The sequence below is a fragment of the Acinetobacter sp. RRD8 genome (genome assembly GCF_031844225.1).
GTDB lineage: Bacteria > Pseudomonadota > Gammaproteobacteria > Pseudomonadales > Moraxellaceae > Acinetobacter.
The window spans coordinates 114903-134838 of sequence record NZ_JAUZUU010000002.1; the positions used below are offsets into that span (position 1 = coordinate 114903).

21 protein-coding genes, 1 tRNA gene and 1 other RNA gene are annotated in these 19936 nt (G+C 43.7%); 11 read left to right on the forward strand and 12 right to left on the reverse strand.

Annotated elements, in window-relative coordinates:
- Positions 1-11: 11 nt before the first annotated feature.
- The gene (gene rlmE, locus Q9R24_RS03285; RefSeq protein WP_004645756.1) at positions 12-662 is read right to left on the reverse strand and encodes a 23S rRNA (uridine(2552)-2'-O)-methyltransferase RlmE; all 651 of its coding nucleotides are present in this window, start codon (positions 660-662) and stop codon (positions 12-14) included.
- Between the two features lie 195 nt (positions 663-857).
- On the opposite strand from rlmE, the gene yhbY reads away from it, so the two are divergent.
- Together yhbY and Q9R24_RS03295 are read left to right on the forward strand one after the other, a co-directional pair.
- Positions 858-1181 carry a ribosome assembly RNA-binding protein YhbY gene (gene yhbY / locus Q9R24_RS03290; RefSeq protein ID WP_004645757.1) on the forward strand — a complete coding sequence of 108 codons (324 nt, stop codon included), beginning with the start codon at positions 858-860 and terminating at the stop codon, positions 1179-1181.
- An 11-nt stretch (positions 1182-1192) separates the two neighbouring features.
- Complete coding sequence (locus Q9R24_RS03295) at positions 1193-1732, forward strand: DOMON-like domain-containing protein (protein ID WP_311203719.1); 540 nt, start codon at positions 1193-1195, stop codon at positions 1730-1732.
- Positions 1733-1879: 147 nt separating this feature from the next.
- On the opposite strand, the gene Q9R24_RS03300 is transcribed toward Q9R24_RS03295, so the two are convergent.
- Positions 1880-2101, reverse strand: coding sequence for a hypothetical protein (locus tag Q9R24_RS03300; protein ID WP_311203720.1), 222 nt, complete (start codon positions 2099-2101; stop codon positions 1880-1882).
- Positions 2102-2203: 102 nt separating this feature from the next.
- On the reverse strand, positions 2204-2692 hold the full coding sequence (locus tag Q9R24_RS03305) for a hypothetical protein (RefSeq protein ID WP_005106335.1): 489 nt from the start codon (positions 2690-2692) through the stop codon (positions 2204-2206).
- Positions 2693-3000: 308 nt separating this feature from the next.
- Here Q9R24_RS03305 and carA point away from each other — a divergent pair, with 308 nt between their 5' ends.
- The 3 genes from carA to greA all read left to right on the forward strand — a co-directional run bounded on the left by carA (position 3001) and on the right by greA (position 7952).
- A complete protein-coding gene (carA, locus tag Q9R24_RS03310; RefSeq protein WP_004280574.1) occupies positions 3001-4140 on the forward strand; it encodes a glutamine-hydrolyzing carbamoyl-phosphate synthase small subunit in 1140 nt (379 codons plus the stop codon).
- 13 nt (positions 4141-4153) lie between these two features.
- Positions 4154-7384, forward strand: coding sequence for a carbamoyl-phosphate synthase large subunit (gene carB, locus Q9R24_RS03315; RefSeq protein ID WP_311203721.1), 3231 nt, complete (start codon positions 4154-4156; stop codon positions 7382-7384).
- A 91-nt stretch (positions 7385-7475) separates the two neighbouring features.
- Positions 7476-7952, forward strand: a complete 477-nt coding sequence (gene greA / locus Q9R24_RS03320) for a transcription elongation factor GreA (RefSeq protein ID WP_004645764.1) — start codon at positions 7476-7478, stop codon at positions 7950-7952.
- A 72-nt stretch (positions 7953-8024) separates the two neighbouring features.
- Here greA and Q9R24_RS03325 read toward each other — a convergent pair whose 3' ends face one another.
- Entirely contained in the window at positions 8025-8618 is a 594-nt protein-coding gene (locus Q9R24_RS03325; RefSeq protein WP_311203722.1) for a TetR/AcrR family transcriptional regulator, read from the reverse strand.
- A gap of 136 nt (positions 8619-8754) precedes the next feature.
- Here Q9R24_RS03325 and Q9R24_RS03330 point away from each other — a divergent pair, with 136 nt between their 5' ends.
- From Q9R24_RS03330 to Q9R24_RS03340, 3 genes are all read left to right on the forward strand, one after another.
- Positions 8755-9159: a RidA family protein gene (locus tag Q9R24_RS03330; protein ID WP_180037111.1), complete on the forward strand. Its 405-nt coding sequence runs from the start codon at positions 8755-8757 to the stop codon at positions 9157-9159.
- A 107-nt stretch (positions 9160-9266) separates the two neighbouring features.
- Positions 9267-9893 (forward strand): CatB-related O-acetyltransferase, encoded by a 627-nt coding sequence (locus Q9R24_RS03335; RefSeq protein WP_311203723.1) that lies wholly within the window; start codon positions 9267-9269, stop codon positions 9891-9893.
- 37 nt (positions 9894-9930) lie between these two features.
- Positions 9931-10821, forward strand: coding sequence for a hypothetical protein (locus Q9R24_RS03340; RefSeq protein ID WP_311203724.1), 891 nt, complete (start codon positions 9931-9933; stop codon positions 10819-10821).
- Between the two features lie 37 nt (positions 10822-10858).
- Here Q9R24_RS03340 and Q9R24_RS03345 read toward each other — a convergent pair.
- The 4 genes from Q9R24_RS03345 to coaD all read right to left on the reverse strand — a co-directional run bounded on the left by Q9R24_RS03345 (position 10859) and on the right by coaD (position 12168).
- Positions 10859-10935, reverse strand: a tRNA-Met gene (locus Q9R24_RS03345).
- Between the two features lie 72 nt (positions 10936-11007).
- Positions 11008-11385, reverse strand: an RNA gene (gene rnpB, locus Q9R24_RS03350) — RNase P RNA component class A.
- A gap of 26 nt (positions 11386-11411) precedes the next feature.
- Positions 11412-11675 carry a YfhL family 4Fe-4S dicluster ferredoxin gene (locus Q9R24_RS03355; protein WP_004280584.1) on the reverse strand — a complete coding sequence of 88 codons (264 nt, stop codon included), beginning with the start codon at positions 11673-11675 and terminating at the stop codon, positions 11412-11414.
- Between the two features lies 1 nt (position 11676).
- Positions 11677-12168, reverse strand: a complete 492-nt coding sequence (gene coaD / locus Q9R24_RS03360) for a pantetheine-phosphate adenylyltransferase (RefSeq protein WP_004280585.1) — start codon at positions 12166-12168, stop codon at positions 11677-11679.
- 139 nt (positions 12169-12307) lie between these two features.
- On the opposite strand from coaD, the gene smpB reads away from it, so the two are divergent.
- Positions 12308-12787: an SsrA-binding protein SmpB gene (smpB, locus tag Q9R24_RS03365; protein WP_004280586.1), complete on the forward strand. Its 480-nt coding sequence runs from the start codon at positions 12308-12310 to the stop codon at positions 12785-12787.
- Between the two features lie 55 nt (positions 12788-12842).
- Here the strand turns inward: smpB and Q9R24_RS03370 are convergent, their stop codons facing one another.
- Genes Q9R24_RS03370 through rluD form a run of 3 tightly spaced genes read right to left on the reverse strand, consistent with a single transcriptional unit; the run spans position 12843 to position 15274 of the window.
- Positions 12843-13403, reverse strand: coding sequence for a flavodoxin family protein (locus Q9R24_RS03370; RefSeq protein WP_311203725.1), 561 nt, complete (start codon positions 13401-13403; stop codon positions 12843-12845).
- A gap of 40 nt (positions 13404-13443) precedes the next feature.
- A complete protein-coding gene (gene pgeF, locus Q9R24_RS03375; RefSeq protein WP_311203726.1) occupies positions 13444-14184 on the reverse strand; it encodes a peptidoglycan editing factor PgeF in 741 nt (246 codons plus the stop codon).
- A 37-nt stretch (positions 14185-14221) separates the two neighbouring features.
- Complete coding sequence (gene rluD, locus Q9R24_RS03380; RefSeq protein ID WP_180180448.1) at positions 14222-15274, reverse strand: 23S rRNA pseudouridine(1911/1915/1917) synthase RluD; 1053 nt, start codon at positions 15272-15274, stop codon at positions 14222-14224.
- 71 nt (positions 15275-15345) lie between these two features.
- Between rluD and Q9R24_RS03385 the strand changes: the two genes are divergently transcribed.
- Both Q9R24_RS03385 and Q9R24_RS03390 read left to right on the forward strand, forming a co-directional pair.
- Positions 15346-16311 carry an outer membrane protein assembly factor BamD gene (locus tag Q9R24_RS03385; RefSeq protein ID WP_311203727.1) on the forward strand — a complete coding sequence of 322 codons (966 nt, stop codon included), beginning with the start codon at positions 15346-15348 and terminating at the stop codon, positions 16309-16311.
- Positions 16312-16536: 225 nt separating this feature from the next.
- Positions 16537-18459, forward strand: coding sequence for a DNA primase (locus Q9R24_RS03390; protein WP_311203728.1), 1923 nt, complete (start codon positions 16537-16539; stop codon positions 18457-18459).
- A 140-nt stretch (positions 18460-18599) separates the two neighbouring features.
- Here Q9R24_RS03390 and hemA read toward each other — a convergent pair whose 3' ends face one another.
- Positions 18600-19889: a glutamyl-tRNA reductase gene (gene hemA, locus Q9R24_RS03395; RefSeq protein WP_311203729.1), complete on the reverse strand. Its 1290-nt coding sequence runs from the start codon at positions 19887-19889 to the stop codon at positions 18600-18602.
- Between the last annotated feature and the right edge of the window lie 47 nt (positions 19890-19936).

Sequence of the window (19936 nt, forward strand, 5' to 3'; positions counted from 1 at the left end):
GGCAAGTAGACTTATTTTAAAGCCTTCTTGCGTCCCTGCCCGATCAGGAAAACTTCCTTGGAGCGAGCACGTGATGCCAGAGGTTTAGATGTTTTCAGAACATCAAAACTATCAACCACTTGCTTACGAAATTCGTCAAAACCTGAGCCTTGGAAAACTTTTACCACAAATTGACCTTTGGGGCCTAGCACCTTATTGGCAAAATCCAGTGCAAGTTCACACAAGTAAATCTGACGCGGTTGATCTACAGCCTTATTACCTGATGTATTGGGGGCCATATCTGAAATTACAACGTCTACAGTACGACCATCTAAAATTTCTAACAATTGCTGGAAGACTTCTTCTTCGCGAAAGTCGCCTTGCAAGAAAGTCACATCAGGTAATGCATCCATTGGTAAAATGTCAGATGCAATCAATAAACCTTTGTCGCCAACCAACTTACCTGCGATTTGTGACCAACTCCCGGGAGCTGCACCCAAGTCGACCACGGTCATGCCGGGTTTAATGATTTTGTACTTTTCTTGCATCTCTAAGAGCTTATATGCTGCACGCGCACGATATCCGTCCTTTTGTGCCTTTTTCACATAAGGATCGTCTAAATGCTCTCTCATCCAATCACGACTACTTTTAGATAACTTTTGGTTGGTAATGCGTGTAGCCATAACTCTCTAAATAAAAAAACGTCCAATTATTAATTGTACGTGAAAAAGACATATTTTGCAGTATACATGTGTATCTAAATCTAGGAGTTTTGCTTGTTAGGCAGGCAGATTGGAAATGATTATTTCCTGATAATTTACAGCGTTTGTTTTTTGCTTTTGCTATACTAAGCCGTTTTTAAATTCAGGTTATCTCTCATGGCGTCTTTATCTATTCAGGAACGTAAGCGTTTACGTCAAATCGGACATGCTTTAAACCCGGTCGTTATGCTGGGTGACAAAGGCCTGACTGAAAATGTCATCGAAGAATTGGCGCGTGCTTTAAACGATCACGAACTGATTAAAGTGAAAATCGTAGCTGAAGATCGTGAAGCGCGTGCAGCACTGATTGTTGAAATTTCAGAAGCGACTGGTGCAGAAGTGGTTCAAACTATTGGTAAGATTGCACTGCTTTACAAGAAAGCTGCCAAACAGAACCAAAAATTGTCCAACCTTGTCCGTTTCGCTCATTTGTCTAACTAAGTACAGGACTTATGGCAAGTTACGAACTTAGCGCATTTGATCGCCGTTTTCAGGCCATCTCTCTGGTTGCCGCCATCGAACAGCAAGGCCCATGCAATTTAAATGTGGGCTTCTGGATCCGTGATCCCAATCAGTACATCTTGTGGCCCGACATGGTGACGGCACATCCCCGTCAGGATTTCCTGTGGGAACAGACCTGCTTTGAAATTTTTATTGGGGTTCAGGGCGAAGATTTTTATCGTGAGATTAATCTCTCCCCTTCTCAGGCCTGGCAGGCTTATCAATTCGAAGAATACCGTTATCCTGAAGATATGCCACCGCAAGCTGCGGATGATATTGAGCTGAACCAGCTCAAACGTACGCATTATGGTCTTAATGTCAGTGTGGATCTGACTGATTTTATGGCAACACATAAACTGAAATGGGAAAACTTGTTCCTGGGTTTATCTGCTGTTTTAAAAACCTCGCAAGGTGAGCAGTTCTATGCCATGCAGCATAGTAGTCCTCAGGCAGATTTTCATAATAAACGTGACTGGTTGCATGTGTTTTAAATAGATTGACGTTGTGCATCAGCTATTTAAAGTGTAACAGGCGAATAAAACGTGAGACTTAAAGTCTCACGTTTTTGTTTATCGCTCAACAACGATTGATCCTCTGTATAATTATTTTAGATTTTTATTGGTTTCAACGTTGATATTTTAATGATGCAAATGATGCTGCTCCTGAATATATTTCACAGCAGCATAAAGAATAAAAGCAAAAGTAATGATCATCAGAAGAATGGTTCCAAACACCAGTCCCAGTACTCCCAGACATAATACGATTACACCCAGATAAAGTATGCGCCCCAATCCGCTTTCCAGATTCAGTAACATAATCAATATCAGTAAAATAAGTACACCTACAAAATGCTGTTGCATCGTGACCCCCTTTAATTGTTATTGTGAGTCCGTTTTGCTGCATAAAGACAAAGGAGAACATTTGATTGTTCTCCTTTTTAAATAGCGGCCTTTCAGCGCAGCCTAACTTTTCAGCTCAGGACTTTTGTCCGAGCTCTCTGTTTTCACCACGGGTTTGACTTTTTTCAGTACTTCAATGGTACTGTCCTTAGAACGTTTAAAAGTATCGGTCAGATGTTCCTTATGCTTGGTCGAAATCTGACTGACATCTTCTTTCAGCTCTTTACCCAGATTGGATAAGTCTTCGACGACAGCGTTGAATTCTGTCTTGATAAAGCTTTTCAATTCGGTTAATTCTTTCTGCGAACCGAAAATCTGCTCCTTCAAAGTATCAATACGCTGTAACACTTCCTGCTTAAATTGACGCAATTGTTCCTGCACAGTATCGCTTAACTGTTTGGCTTCAACTTCAAGCTTTTCCTTACTTTCCTCGATGGTTTCAATTGCCTGATCTTTAGCCTCGACTGCTACTTTTTCAAGCTTCTCGGCAGTTTCAGTCACCACGCTCGGAGTGATTTTTTTAGATGTAGTAGATTTAGGTGCTGTAGCCATTTGTCTTGTTCCTATTGTTATATCGACTAAGCTATATTAGTAGATTTGATAAAAATTAAGATTTGATTTGTCTGACAATTATTAATTGCTTACATTTTTTCACATTGCCTACAAAACAGACTTCCATGCAAAAAGCAAGCCATTTATCTCATACTTTCGCTGCAAAGCCGTTGGACTTTAAGGGTCGTTCTGCGTATAATGCCGTGTTAAGTTCAAGCGAGCAGACATAGGAGGGTAGGTTTAAAAATTAGCCTTCCTTTTTTTTCGTCTTCTCGCTTTTTTACAGCCTAAATTTCAGGAGCTTTGGTTTGAGCACCCCAGCAATTTTAGCCCTTGCCGACGGAACTATCTTTAAAGGTACTTCGATTGGCGCATCGGGTAGTACGACTGGTGAAGTCGTTTTCAACACTGCCATGACTGGCTATCAAGAAATTTTGACTGACCCGAGTTATGCACAGCAACTTGTGACACTGACTTACCCACATATCGGTAACACAGGCTGTAATGAAGAAGACGCTGAATCAGGTCGTATTCATAAGGTTTGGGCGAACGGATTGATCATTCGTGACCTGCCTTTACTGCACAGTAACTTCCGTTCAACCCAATCATTAGCTGAATATTTGGTACAACACAATGTTGTGGCAATTGCGGATATCGACACGCGTAAATTGACACGTATCTTACGTGACAAAGGTGCGCAAAATGGCTGTATCCTTGCTGGCGAAAATATCACTGAAGCTGAAGCGCTTGAAAAAGCACGTGCATTTGGTGGTTTAAACGGTTTAGACCTGGCAAAAGAATGTTGCGACCCTGAAGGTTTTGAATGGACTGAAGGCTCTTGGACATTAGGCAAAGGTTTCTCTCAACCAGAAGCTAAATTCCATGTTGTTGCATACGATTACGGTGTCAAAACCAACATCTTACGTATGCTCGCAGACCGCGGTTGTAAACTGACTGTTGTGCCGGCGCAAACTCCTGCTGCTGATGTACTTGCACTGAATCCAGATGGCGTGTTCCTTTCGAACGGTCCTGGTGATCCGGCTGCATGTGACTACGCAATTGAAGCTGTAAAAACAATTGTAGAAACCACTGAAATTCCAGTATTTGGTATCTGCCTGGGTCACCAGATCCTTGCGCTTGCAAGTGGTGCTAAAACCTTAAAAATGCCTCACGGCCACCACGGTGCGAACCATCCTGTACAAAATCTTGATAACGGTACAGTGATGATTACTTCTCAAAACCATGGCTTCGCAGTCGATGAAAGCAATCTGCCTGATGTGTTGCGTGTAACGCATCGCTCACTGTTTGATGGCACCAACCAAGGTATCCATCGTACAGACAAACCTGCGTTCAGCTTCCAGGGTCACCCTGAAGCAAGCCCGGGTCCACATGACTGCGCACCATTGTTCGATCATTTCATCGAACTTATCGAAGCATCTAAGAAGTAATTAAGGAAGCATCATGGCTAAACGTACTGACATTAAAAGCATCTTGATTATTGGTGCTGGTCCGATTGTCATCGGTCAAGCATGTGAGTTTGACTACTCAGGTGCTCAAGCATGTAAAGCCCTTCGTGAAGAAGGTTACCGCGTTATTTTGGTCAACTCGAACCCAGCGACCATCATGACCGACCCAACCATGGCGGATGCAACTTACATTGAGCCAATTACTTGGCAAACTGTTGCAGCGATCATTGAGAAAGAACGTCCAGATGCTGTTCTTCCAACCATGGGTGGTCAAACGGCATTGAACTGTGCCCTTGCCCTCGATGAGCACGGCATTTTAGAGAAATTCAATGTTGAATTGATCGGTGCAACCAAAGAAGCGATTGAAAAAGCTGAAGACCGTAAACTGTTCGACCAGGCAATGCGTAAAATTGGTCTTGAATGTCCAAAAGCTGACGTTGCTGAGTCAATGGAACATGCTTTAGAAATTCAAGCACGTTTCGGCTTCCCAGTAATTATCCGTCCATCATTCACCATGGGTGGTTCTGGTGGCGGTATCGCATACAACAAAGAAGAATTTATCGAGATTTGTGAACGCGGTTTCGATCTTTCTCCGACTAAACAATTATTGATTGATGAATCTTTAATTGGCTGGAAAGAATACGAGATGGAAGTTGTTCGTGACAAAAACGACAACTGTATCATTGTATGTACCATTGAAAACTTTGATCCAATGGGCGTACACACTGGTGACTCAATCACTGTTGCCCCTGCTCAAACGCTTACAGATAAAGAATTCCAGTTACTACGTAACGCTTCTCTAGCAGTTCTTCGTGAAATTGGTGTTGAAACAGGTGGTTCTAACGTACAGTTCGGTATTTGTCCAAATACTGGTCGTATGGTCGTGATCGAGATGAACCCACGTGTATCACGTTCATCTGCACTTGCTTCTAAAGCAACTGGTTTCCCGATTGCAAAAATCGCAGCGAAACTGGCTGTAGGTTATACCCTTGATGAGTTGAAAAACGACATTACTGGCGGTACAACGCCTGCATCGTTCGAACCTGCAATCGACTACGTTGTAACCAAGATTCCTCGTTTCAACTTCGAAAAATTCCCACAAGCTGATGCGACACTGACGACTCAGATGAAATCTGTCGGTGAAGTGATGGCGATTGGCCGTAACTTCCAGGAATCTGTACAAAAAGCCCTTCGTGGTCTTGAAGTGGGCGCTTCTGGTTTTGACGAAAAGGTTGAAGTGGGTGCTGAAGGCGCGCGCGACAAAATCTTGCAAGAACTTAAAGTGCCAGGTCCAGAGCGTATCTGGTACGTGGGCGATGCATTCCGTCACGGCTTTACTTTAGACGAAGTATTCGCTGCAACGAACATTGACCGCTGGTTCTTAATTCAAATCGAAGACATCATCAAAACTGAAAACCAAATCAAAACTTTAGGTTTTGGCGACTTGAATGCGGACAACATCCGTGGATTCAAACGTAAAGGTTTATCAGATCTTCGCATTGCAGACTTGATGGGTATTTCACAAAAGCAATTCCGTAAACATCGTTGGAACCTGGGCGTAACTCCAGTTTACAAACGTGTCGATACATGTGCTGCAGAATTCGAATCTGATACAGCTTACATGTACTCAACTTACGATGAAGAATGTGAAGCAAATCCATCGAACAAAGACAAGATCATGGTGATCGGCGGTGGCCCTAACCGTATCGGTCAAGGTATCGAGTTCGATTACTGCTGTGTACACGCTGCCCTGGCTATGCGTGAAGACGGCTATGAAACGATCATGGTAAACTGTAACCCTGAAACTGTTTCTACGGATTACGACACTTCAGATCGTTTGTACTTCGAACCGATCACTTTAGAAGACGTTTTAGAAATCGTACGTATCGAGAAGCCTAAAGGCATTATCGTTCAGTACGGTGGTCAAACACCTTTGAAATTGGCTCGTGCTCTAGAAGAAGCCGGTGCGCCAATCATTGGTACATCACCTGACGCGATTGACCGTGCAGAAGACCGTGAACGTTTCCAGCAAATGATTCAACGTCTGCAACTTCGTCAACCAAACAACAGCATTGTAAAATCTGCTGAAGAAGGTATGGCTGAAGCGTCTAAAGTAGGCTATCCATTAGTGGTACGTCCTTCTTACGTGCTTGGTGGTCGTGCGATGGAAATCGTGTACAACGATGAAGAACTCAAACGCTACTTACGTGATGCGGTTCAAGCATCTAACGAAGCACCTGTTCTGCTTGACCGTTTCTTAGATGATGCGATCGAAGTTGACGTAGACTGCGTATCTGATGGTAAAGACGTTGTAATCGGCGGCATCATGCAGCACATCGAACAAGCGGGTATTCATTCAGGTGACTCGGCATGTTCAATTCCTCCTTACTCTCTATCTAAAGAGATTCAGGACGAAATGCGTCGTCAAACTGTGGCGATGGCAAAAGAGCTTGGCGTAATCGGTTTGATGAACGTTCAGTTTGCTGTCAAAGGTGAAGATGTTTACATCTTGGAAGTGAACCCACGTGCGTCTCGTACTGTGCCATTCGTTTCTAAGTGTATCGGCGAATCTTTAGCGAAAGTTGCTGCACGTTGCATGGCTGGTCAATCTCTTGAGTCGCAAGGCTTCACAACTGAGATTATTCCTGAGCACTTCTCTGTCAAAGAAGCAGTGTTCCCGTTCAACAAATTCCCTGGTGTTGACCCGATCCTTGGCCCTGAGATGAAATCGACTGGCGAAGTGATGGGCGTTGGTAAAACATTTGGTGAAGCGTTCTATAAAGCTGTTTTAGGTGCAAATGAGCGTTTACCCGGTCTTCCAACTGAAGGCGAAGTGAAACACGCATTTATCTCTGTACGTGATTCTGATAAACCACGTGCGGCGGGTATTGCAAAACAATTGATTGACCTAGGCTTCAAGATTCTTGCAACTGATGGTACATTTAAAGTGATTAGCGATGCTGGTCTTGAATGTGAACGTGTCAATAAAGTGACTGAAGGTCGTCCTAACATTGTGGACCGTATTAAAAACGGCGAAATTCACCTTGTGATTAACACGACTGAAGGCAAAAAGGCACAAGAAGACTCATTCTCGATCCGTCGTTCAGCACTTCAAGGTAAAGTGTATAACACAACTACATTGAATGGTGCGGATGCAGTATGCCAAGCTTTAGCAATTAAATTGCCAATGGATGTATATCGTTTGCAAGACCTAACTAAAGGTTAATTCGCTTCCAAGAAGTCCCGCTACCTTCTTGGTGGCGGGCTTTTTTTTATTTATAGATTTTATATCTTTCAACTGACTTTTGAGGGACAACATGCAACGTTATCCTATGACACCTGAAGGCAAAATTGCCTTAGAGAAAGAATTACACCAACTGAAAACAGTGGATCGCCCACGTATTACAGCTTCAATTGCAGAAGCGCGTGAACACGGCGACTTAAAAGAAAATGCAGAATACCATGCAGCACGTGAACAGCAAGGCTTCTGTGAAGGTCGTATTCAGGACATCGAAGGCAAACTGGGTGCAGCTCAGGTGATCGATGTCAAAGAACTTGAACAGAATGGTCGTGTGGTTTTTGGTGTAACGGTCACGATTGAAAATCTGGATACTGAAGAACAGAAAACCTATAAAATTGTAGGTGATGACGAAGCAGACTTTAAGATTAACAAGATCTCTGTGAACTCGCCAATTGCACGTGGTCTTTTAGGTAAAAACGAAGGCGACGATGTGAAAATCAATACACCAAACGGTGAAGTTGAATACGAAATTGTGAAAGTTGAATATCTTTAAAATTTAAAGCTGTTTAATTTAAAGCCCCTCGATTGAGGGGTTTTTTACCTTTATCTGCTTCCTACAAACGAATTAGCTCTGGGCTTCTTTTAAAAACCCCGATGCAAATAAATTAAATGCATGTAAAGCCTCAGGGAGTACCTGCTCAGGATGTTCGCTAGAAGCCACCCAGAGGGCTGCATTCATTGCAGCACCATTTAAAAATACCGCAGCAGCTTCCGGATCAACTGTTTTAATTCGATCTGCTACCAATAATTGCTCAACACATTCACGCGTGGACTGCAAACATCTGTTTTGACTTGGCCAGTGTGCAGGATCACCCAATACCGCAGGCCCATCGCGCAATACAATGCGCTGGAATTCAGAGTTTAAGGCATTTTGAATATAGGTCTGCCCTTCAAACAACAATCCTTCCCACAGATCATCAGGCTGCTCCAGATGCTGCTGGGCAGATGAAGCCATTTCCGAATCGATCTGGTCGACCACTGCAGCAAACAAGCCTTTTTTATCGCCAAAATGATGATACAACGCTCCACGGGTCAGCCCTGCTTCTGCCGTGAGCTTATCCATTGAAGTGTCTGCATAACCATATTCTGCAAACGCACGGCGTGCCACTTCTATCAGTTTCTTGCGGGTTTCCGCCATCTTTTGTTCACGAACAGACATGAATTACTTTACCTCATCATCATAAAAATTTTAATTGACATACGGACCGTATGTCAATTATGTTTACATACGAGGCGTATGTGAAAGTTAAATTGCTTTCACTCACTGATAAATTAGACATTGAATGAGAATAGCCATGACTAGAACTGCGATATTTCCCCAAGACCGCCATGCCCTGTATGAACAGCATGGTTATTCTGCTGCAATCAAATCGGAAGACTTACTTTTTGTTTCTGGTCAGGTCGGTAGCCGTGAAGATGGCTCGCCTGAACCCAACTTTGAAAAACAGGTAGAACAGGCTTTTAAAAACTTAGCCGCAACATTGGCAGCGGCTGGTTGTACTTTCGATGATATTGTCGATGTCACCACATTTCACACTGACCCAGAGCAGCAATTTGAAAGCATTATAAAAGTTAAGCAGCAAGTGTTTCAGCAAAAGCCTTATCCTAATTGGACAGCTGTTGGCGTGACTTGGCTGGCAGGTTTTGATTTTGAGATTAAAGTGATTGCCCGTATTCCTACAGCGTCTACACCAGTCTAATCATTTGCGTTATTCGCACTCGCTTGAGTATCTTTTAGAGATTATTCAGCAAGTTTAAACGTCGATTAGGTATAATTTCTTATTCACTATTTTTTTGTATCTTCCTTATGGCTGAAAAGTTAATTAATTCTCCTGTGAATCATTGGTGTGAATTTGAGTTCATCTCAAAAACGGTGAAGAATCCCAACATTCATATCAAAGGGAATTATTCTTATTATTCAGCGTATTGGGATCAAGGTTTTGAGCGCTGTGTGGTGCGCTATCTGCATGATAAGCCTGCCACGCCTGAGAAGCCCATAGACCAGCTCTATATCAGCAATTTCGTCTGTTTTGGCGCAGAATGCGTGATTATGATGGGCAGCAACCAATTACACCGTACCGACTGGATTTCAGCATTTCCGTTCGATACACGGGGTTTTGAGCTTGCGGGTGACACGATCATTGGTGATGGTTGCTGGATTGGTTCTCGTGCCATGATTATGCCCGGTGTAAAGCTTGGTGAAGGTGCTGTGGTCGCAACAGGTGCTGTTGTGACTGAAGATGTGCCACCTTATGCAGTTGTGGGCGGCGTACCTGCAAAAATCATTAAATACCGTTTCCCGCAAGAAGATATCGAAAAACTGCTTTCACTTAAAATTTACGATATAGATGAAAAGCAGTTTTTAAAAATGCGTGAGCAATTGCAAACGGATGATGTGAAATCACTGCTTAATTATGTACAAAGTTTGATCTAAACATTATATTTAATTCAAACCATTATTTTGAATAAATATGCATCTATCAACTAAGACACTTGAAAAACTTCGTGACTTAATCAATGAAATCACCGAATACCGATCAGGGCCAAAAATTATCGATTTTTTTGGTATGTTCGATTATCAAGATGTATATGGACAAGGTTTTCCATCTAGATGGATGTACACAGATCTACGACTTTCTCAAATAAATGGCACACCAAAATTAGATATATGTATTAAAAACTTATTTAATCCTATAAATTATATTGAAGACTTAAATCGACTAGATAATTTAATTAAAGAGTTCAATAAATATCTACAATTCGACAAATATCAAATTACTAGAACCAACACTGAAATTAACCTTACACCTATTACAAAAATCAATCTTGATGAACAATTCCAATCAGATAATGAAAATATTGAAAATATTGAAAATATTGAAAATAACTTTATAAAACATGAATTTAAGTTTGATTACTCTCAGTTAAATCTCATCCCAACCTTAATGCCTGTAATCAAAAGTAGAATAATAGAAATTGAAAAAGCTTTTAAAGCTGAAGCATACCTTTCCGTTGTGTTATTAGCTGGTAGTACATTAGAGGGAATATTCTTAAATATTGCTTCTTTAAATCCAAGGGTTTTTAATACTTCAAACTGTAGCCCTAAAAAAGATGGCAAAGTAAAAAACTTCGATCAATGGACACTTCATAATTTCATTGAAGTATCTCATTCAATTAATTTAATTGAAAAAGATACATATCGATTTAGCAAAGAATTAAGAGATTTTAGAAATTACATACATCCTTTTCAGCAAATGACTGAAAAATTCTCACCTAGAGAACAAACAGCTAAAATTTGCCTACAAGTTTTGAAATCCGCTATCTCTGATATTCAAACCAATCAAAATAAAATTGGGGCATAAAAAAACCCACTCAATCGGAGTGGGTTTTTTCAGAATATGGTGGCTATGACGAGACTTGAACTTGTGACCCCCGCATTATGAGTGCGGTGCTCTAACCAACTGAGCTACATAGCCTTAAACTGTGCGCGCATTATGGGATTTTCTGTAAATCACGTCAACCCCATATTGTGCTGTTTGATCAAAATTTGTTGAAGTGAGCCGATAAGCCGGGTTCTGTCGTGAACGATCATTCCTCTAGGCGCACAATCACTCATGCGCTCAAGCGACCTACCCGAATCCAGCATGGGCCATGCCTAATGGATTCCTATTTGGTCTTGCTTCCGGTGGGGTTTACCTCGCCATGAACTGTTACCAGCCATGCGGTGCGCTCTTACCGCACCCTTTCACCCTTACCTCCGATTCCGATTGCTCGAAAACATAATGAAGGCGGTCTTCTCTCTGCTGCACTTGCCGTCGGTTTGCACCGCCCAGGCGTTACCTGGCACCTTGCCCTATGAAGCCCGGACTTTCCTCCCCTGCTTCAATCACGGAGATTTCCACAGCAGCGATCGTCTGGCTCACTTCGAGCGGCATAGTATCAAATATCGAGACTAATTGCTTGATGTTTTTTGAGCAGTCAGTTTTTCATACTTGGCTTGCAGCTGTTCCTGCGTTTCGACATGATTCGGATCCAGTGGAATACAATCCACTGGACAGAACAACTGGCACTGCGGTTGATCATGATGTCCGACGCACTCTGTACATAGGTCTGGATGAATCTCATAAATGAGTTCACCCATATAGATGGCCTCATTCGGGCATACAGGTTCACAGACATCACAGTTAATACATTCATCGGTGATATATAAAGACACGCTACCAACCTTGTTGAAGTTTACGCTCGAAGGCCGCAACCACGTTTGGTGGTACAAACTTGGTTACATCACCTCTTAATCGAGCAATTTCACGCACCAAAGTGGATGAAATAAAAGAATATTGCTCTGAAGGGGTTAAAAATACCGCCTCAAAGTGGGAGTCCAGCTGACGGTTCATATTTGCCAGCTGAAATTCGTACTCAAAATCAGACACTGCACGCAAACCACGCAATACAGCAGTCGCCTTTTGCTCACGGAAAAAATTGACCAGCAAACCATCAAAACCTACAAATTCAACATTGTCCAAATGACTCAATGACTCTTTCGCCAATGCAACACGCTCTTCCAGACTAAATACCGGATTTTTATGATGACCGATAGCAATTGCCACTACGACTTCATCAAACATTCGCGCTGCGCGGGTTACCAAATCAATATGTCCATTGGTAATTGGATCAAAAGTCCCCGGATAAATCACACGAGTTTTAGACATCCATTTGTACTCTGTTTGTTATGTAGAATCTTATTTTAGCAAAAACTTGTTTTTTTGGTGAATAATCCTCATTAATTTAAAAAACTTCACCTTATTTCTAGTTGCGGTACAATAGCAGCACGTTTGGAAGTATCAGATTATGGCGAAAGCATCTATTGTAGTAAAAAAAAATAATGGCGGTACCATTGCACTGAATAAACGTGCCCGCCACGATTATTTTATTGAAGAGAAATTTGAAGCGGGGCTTTCATTAAAAGGCTGGGAAGTCAAATCAATGCGTGCTGGTCGCATGACCATCGTAGAAAGTTATATTACTTTTAAAAATGGTGAAGCTTTTCTGTTTGGTGCACAGGTTCAGCCCTTGTTAAGTGCTTCGACTCATGTGGTGCCTGAAGCAACCCGTACCCGCAAACTGTTGCTGAATCGCCGTGAAATTGAAAAGTTAATGGGTGCGATTAACCAGAAAGGTTATTCCTGCGTTCCACTGGCCTGTTACTGGAAAGGTCCACATGCCAAGCTGGAAATTGCCCTGGTGAAAGGTAAGCAGCTTCATGACAAACGTGCAACCGAGAAAGACCGTGACTGGCAACGTGATAAAGCACGAATTTTCCATAAATAATGGATTAAAAGTTGAATATAAAAAAACCTCCGCATTCGGAGGTTTTTTTATAATTTTAAGTATGGTTATTTAGTCGGGCTAGAGTAAGGGCAATATATTCCCCAAACCAGAACGCGGTTTTTAAATCGCCCTCAGGTGGGGTGACTTCAACCGGGGCATTATCCGACTGGGTCATTAAACCCAAAAAGCTCGACATCCGGTTCAGATCGGTCACAGCACGACCTGTCGGCATTAATGGCAAGCCACTCCATAGCATACCGTGCTGCATCGCAAACAAGTTGATTTGCTGCAGGACCGCCAGCTTGTCGCCACTGAGTCCGCCACCATTGGTAAAGGCGGCAGCCAGTTTGCCCTGCCAGGTACGTGCCAACCAGCGCTTGGAAGATTGTTCCATAAACAGCTTCATGGCAGAGGTTAGACTGCCCATATAGGTCGGACAGCCAAATACAATTGCATCGGCGGCGTCCAGCACATCCCAGTCTATATGTTCGACATTCATCATATGCACCTGAACACCGGTTTCCCGTGCACCATCGGCAATAAAATTTGCCACTTTAGCCGTGTGTCCATAAGGACTATGATAAACAATCGCAACAGATTTGGAAGATAGGGACATAACGCTCAAAAGCCAAAAAATTCAGTTAAGTTTAACATTTTCATGCCATAAACACGAATGTCGCCATACGCCCCGTTTTAGCTTCGCGGCGATAAGAAAAATATTCATCTGCTTGACGATAAGAACACTGATCCCCACCCAATACGGTATTTATGCCGTGTTGCTGCAAGATATAATGCGCAATGGCATACAGGTCAGCATAATATTTACCTGCCTGTTCACCGGCCTGAAATGCACTGTCCAGTTCAGGATATTTACTGCAAAAAGCAGCTTTTACTTCAGCGCCAATTTCAAAACATGGCTGACTAATGGCCGCCCCGAGCCAAGCCCAGGTCGGCGAAGTCTGCATGGCGGCAATGGTATTTTCAACAATCCCACCCGCCAAACCACGCCAACCAGCATGCAAATTGGCAACTTCCGTACCTTTCGCATTTCCCAGTACCACAGGTAAACAATCTGCCGTCATCATCATTAAGGCATGCGCCTTACGCTGCGTCACCAGACCATCTCCGACCAGTGCGGTAAATGGCATCTGTTCATTAATCGTATGACAGATGGTGCTATGCGTCTGAGTCATCCAGGTAATCTTATCTACGCCAAAGGCAGCGAAATCCTGCAATAAAGCCATACGATGCTGTTGTACCCGTTGTGCATCATCCTGCACATGTAAGGCCAAGTTAAAACCTGCAAGCTCAGGCTGTGCGGATGGCTGCACTTTCGCATGATGGACACGGGTCTGACCCACATACACACCTTGTGGAAGTCCTGGTACAAATTGCATCTCGATTCCTTGCTTTGACGCGAGCTAAATAAAAAGATTAATAGGCTTTGTTTTCGGTACGCAGCACTTCAACCAGATTGGCAAAGTCTTCCGGCCACGGTGCTTCAAAGGTCATTTCTTCTTTGGTACGCGGATGGGTCAGACCGAGTTGTACAGCATGCAAAGCCTGACGCTTGAAGCCACGCAAAGTATCATCTAATAATTGCGATGCACCTGCAGGCATACGGACACGTGGCATATACACCTGATCGCCCACCAAGCCAAAGCCGATATAGCTAAAATGCACACGGATCTGATGGGTACGTCCAGTTTCCAGACGGGCTTGAACACGGGTAAAATGCTGGAAACGCTCTTTGACATTGTAATGCGTCACCGCGTCTTTACCACCTGGAAGTACGGTCATTTTCACACGATCCACCGGATGGCGTTTGATTGGTTCATCAATGGTACCGCCAGCAATAATATTGCCGTAAACCACCAAGTCATACAGGCGATATACTGATTTTTTCTCAAGCTGTTTGCTTAAGGCAAATTGTGCTTCCAGATTTTTGGCGACGACTAACAGACCGCTGGTGTCTTTATCGATACGATGTACCAGACCTGCACGCGCCAGTTCAGCCGATTTCGGATAGTGATGCAATAAAGCATTCACCAAGGTGCCAGAACTATTGCCAGCGCCCGGATGTACCACCATACCGACTGGTTTGTTGATGACCATAATGTCATCATCTTCATAGATGATGTCCAGTGGAATATCTTCCGGCAGACTGCGCGTTTGCGCTTCAAGCTCAACATTTAAAGTCAGGGTTTCAAAACCATCACTTTTAAATTTCGGCTTAACCGGTTGACCATTCACCAATAAATTGCCATCTTTAATCCATTGCTTTAATTTTTCTCGAGAAAAATCGCTCCAGACCATTGCGGCAATCTGGTCGATCCGTTGCCCGATATAAGTTTCATCCAGTTGAAATTGCAACGATAAACGTGTTGCAGTTGCTTCTGAAGTATGGTTATCTGCATCCTCAGAATCTTCAAGTAAATTGAAATCAGTATCAGGGATATTAGAATTGGAAGATTGTGCTTGACTCATTTGCTCATTCAGACAAAAGTGGTTTAATAGTGCAATTGTAGCTCATTGCCCGTATTAACAGAGGAATTTTTATGTCGCTACCACATTATAAAATGACAATGCTTGCTGTGACATTAGGCATTGCATCGGCAATGGTAGGCTGTAGCAGTAATCCAAAAAAAGAAGTCGTGGATAAAGGTCCGGAATCTAGCGAACAGGTTTATATTCAAAAAGCACAGAAAGCGCTAGATCGTAATCAATATACCGATGCAGCAAAACAGTTAGAAGCGCTGGAAACTTATTTCCCAACCAGTCAATATGCCCCGCAAGCGCAGCTTGAACTGTTGTATGTAAAATTCCAGCAAAAAGATTATGAAGGTGCGGTCGCACTGGCAGAGCGTTTTATCCGTCTGAACCCGCAACATCCAAATGTCGACTATGCCTACTATGTACGCGGTGTCTCAAATATGGAACAGAACTATAACGGCCTGCTGCGTTATACCTCGCTGAAACAGTCGCATCGTGATGTCAGCTACCTGAAAGTGGCTTACCAGAATTTTGTTGATTTCATTCGCCGCTATCCATCTAGCACTTATGCAGTGGATGCAGCACAGCGTATGCAGTTTATCGGTCAGGAACTGGCTGAGCATGAAATGAACGCAGCACGTTTCAACATCAAGCGTAAGGCTTATCTGGCAGCAGTTGAACGTGGCTTGTGGGTGATTGAACATTATCCTCAAACTCCGCAGATTCCAGAAGCACTGGCAACGGTTGCTTATGGCTATGCTCAGCTAGGTGATAAAGCGACTTCTCAGCAATATGTGGATGTATTAAAGCTGAATTATCCGAATCTGGTGAAATCAGATGGGACGGTGAATCTGCGTGCAGCGCGTAGTGAAGGCAGCTTCTTTAACCGCGCGACACTGGGTATTTTTGGTAAAGAAGCCAAGACTGTAACCGACACCGATGCACAATCGGATACGCCAGAAACTGAAAAGCGCAGCATCACCAATCGCATTTCATTTGGTTTGCTGGATCGTCCTAAAACGGCTGAATAAAGCTAAAGAAGGCCGGCAGCATCAGCAAATAAGACAGCGCTTTACAGGTGCATTTTCCTCAAGGGCAAGGTATCATACTTGCCCTTTTGCGTTGTCTTGCCCAGGCTTGAACAAAACGTGCAAAAGGTATACAAAGGAACTTGAAATATTCAATGTCCAACTAGACTATTTTCATTTTTTCAGTGATTTAGACCTTAGATTCCAGCACGAGAAGCTCAGCAGACCATGGCCATTCCTCAACATACGATTGATCAGATTCTCGATCGCACCGATATTGTCGATGTGATTGGTCAATTCGTAAAACTGAAAAAAACAGGCCGTACCTATTCAGGCTGCTGCCCTTTTCATCAGGAAAAATCACCGTCTTTCCACGTCTATCGTGACAAACAGTATTTTCACTGTTTTGGCTGTCAGGCCAACGGTAATGCCATCCGTTTTTTAATGGACATTGGCAGCCGTAATTTTGTCGAAGTGATGAAAGACCTGTCCAGCCAGACGGGCATCGAACTGCCTAAAGACAATACTGATTCCAATAAATTAAAATATAAACGTGAAGCAGCCAAACCCAAAATCGTGCCTGCTCAAACTGCACCACAAACTCAGCCGCAACAGAATAACGCTCCAACAGAAAATAATAATGCTGCATCTACGGCGAGTTTCGATCCATTTGCAGAGTTTCAGACAGTCGAACAGGATTTTTATGGTGACCCTTTTGCTTCTTTTGAACACCTACCGATGGCGGAAGTTCAGCAAGACGGTAACCTCTACGACCTGCTAGAAAATATCGCGCAGTTCTATGAGCGCCAACTCCCAAATAGCCCGAGTGCCCAGCAATACTTCAAGCAGCGTGGTCTGACTGCAGAGACCATTGCCTATTGGCGCTTAGGCTATGCGCCTGAAGACTGGCAACATCTGGAAAAAGCCTTTCCTCAGGATATTGAGGGCTTAAAACTTTTAGGTCTGATTCGCACCAGCGACAGTGGCCGTGATTTTGACCTGCTGCGTGAACGAGTCATTTTCCCGATCCGTGATACCAAGGGCCGTGTGGTCGGCTTTGGCGGCCGTGCCCTGAATGACGAGATCAAGCCGAAATACATCAACTCGCCAGATTCTGAAGTCTTCCATAAAAACCAGTTGCTGTATGGCCTCTATGAGGGCCGCAAACAGAAAGCCCAAGAATGGCTGATGGTCGAAGGCTATATGGATGTGATTGCGCTTCAGCAATATGGCATTCATGGCGCAGTAGCCACTTTAGGTACAGCCAGTAATACAGATCATCTGAATATTCTGTTCAAGCAGAGCAATCGGCTGACCATTGCCTTTGACGGAGACGCTGCCGGTCAAAAAGCAGCGCGCCGTACCTTGGACATTGCCCTGCCCCTGCTGAATGATGGCCGAGAGCTGAAGTTCTTTGTTTTGCCCGCTGACCATGACCCAGATTCATTGATCCGTCGTGAAGGGATAGAAAACTTCAGACGCTTGCTTGAACAGGCACCGTTGATGTCGGACTTCGTGTTTGCCCATTTGACCCAAAATCAGGACATCACCACACCTGAAGGCAAGAGTCAGGTTATGGGTGAACTAAAAAATCTGACCGAGTTACTGCCCAAACACGGTTCCTTCCGTTATCTGCTGCAGCAATTTTTCCGTGAAAAACTGGGCTTTAACCGTAAATGGCAACCCAAGGTCAATACGGATGCATCTTTAAGCTTTAGTACTAAAATTGATGCTGAAGAATATGTGATTGCGATCTTGATGAATCATCCTTATCTGTATATTCATTTTGAACCGCTGCGCGCGCTGGTGGCAGAAGATCAGCTGCTGTTTAAAATTCTGAACATTCTGAATGTGATTTTTGATGACTTGCCAGATGACCCAGAACTGTCGATCTATTATGTGCTCGGTGCCTGCGCAGCCCATCATCATGAACTGCAGCATATTCTGCAGCATGCCAATGTCAGCGATTACACCTCATCACCAGAACAGGCCGACAAATTGGCGGCTGATTTTTCAACCAAGCTGCAATATCAGTGTTTAAAAAACAAGATTAAATCCAAGAAATTTAACAGCATTGCTGAAATGAAAAACCTGAAAATGCAGATTTATGAAATTGACCGCAAACGCTCGATGACCCTATTAGAAGACTGATTTTCCACATCATTTATTCTTATGAATCAAAGGAAGTCGGTGCTAGATCTCAGTATTATTTATCATTTTCTCAAATAATCAGGCTGGTTTTTTATGTTGAAGTAATAATCAGCAAAGAACCAAGCCTCTCATCATACTGATTAAAATGAATGCCTGGATTTACGACGTTTCGCAACTACATTGCCCAGTTCTTCCTGTAACAGCTCAAAATAGGCAGGGTCTTCTGCTTTGGCTGCTTCACGCAGCACAATAGAGGTTGGATGTAACAGTTTTTGGGTCAAACGATGTGAAAACTCGGCCAGTACAGTATCTGCCTTTTCACCCTTGGCAATACGCTGCATTGCCAATGCCAGCTCTTCCTGACGTAATGTTTCCCCGTGGTCACGGTAGGCATGAATGGTCGCCCCGGCCTGTTTGACCTTCTGCTGGGTCATCAGTTCTGTAGCCAGCTGATTGACCATGATCTCAGCTTCAACCGCCGCTTGACGGCGCTGTGCCAGATTTTCCTCAATGACACTTTGCAGATCATCGACCCCATACAGATAAACCCCGTCCAGGCTTTCTACTTTGGCATCAATATCACGCGGTACGGCCAGATCGACCAACAGCATCTGCTGGTAACGGCGTTTTTTCAGTGCAGCCTTCACATCGGCAAAATGGATCACCTGATGTAAACTGCCGGTACAACTGGAAATGACATCGGCCCGATGCAGATTTTCTGCAAGCTGATCAAAATCTATAATTTCAACTTCAACTCGATGTGCAATTTCCTGTGCCAGAATATCCGCACGCTCGCGGGTACGGTTACAGATAATAATCTTGCCCACCCCCATCTCTGCGAGGTGTTTGGCCACCAGACTGTTCATCTCCCCGGCTGCTACCACCATAATGGTCAGCTTGTCCGGATGACTAAATACTTGCAAGGCCAGTTGCGCCACCGCATAGCCCATCGAGACCGCATGACTGCCGACAGCCGTTTCCGAACGCACGCGTTTAGCGGCATAAAAAGCATATTCAAAAATCCGGTTGAGATCGCGCGACACCGTATGGGAGTCTTTGGCCAGAGAAAGTGCAGTTTTGACCTGTCCCAGAATTTGTGGTTCACCCAGCATCAGTGAATCCAGTCCACTGGCGACGCGCATCAGATGCGTCACTGCCTGGGCATTTTCATAACGATAGACATGATGTTGCAGTTGTTTGACATCCACCCCATTTTTCTGGGCGAGCCAGTTCAGCACCATGTCAGCATTGTCAGACATGGCGTAAACTTCGGTCCGGTTACATGTAGACACCACCACCATGTCGTTCAGTTCAGGGTGTTGGCTTTGCTCGGCAAGAATGGCACTTAACTTTTCAGGGTTAAACGCCACTTGTTCACGCAGTTCTACAGAGGCAGTTTGATGGTTGACACCCAATGCAAAGAAAGACATATCAGGTCATCATTTCACTAAATTTATGCTATTGTGCAACATCGGTG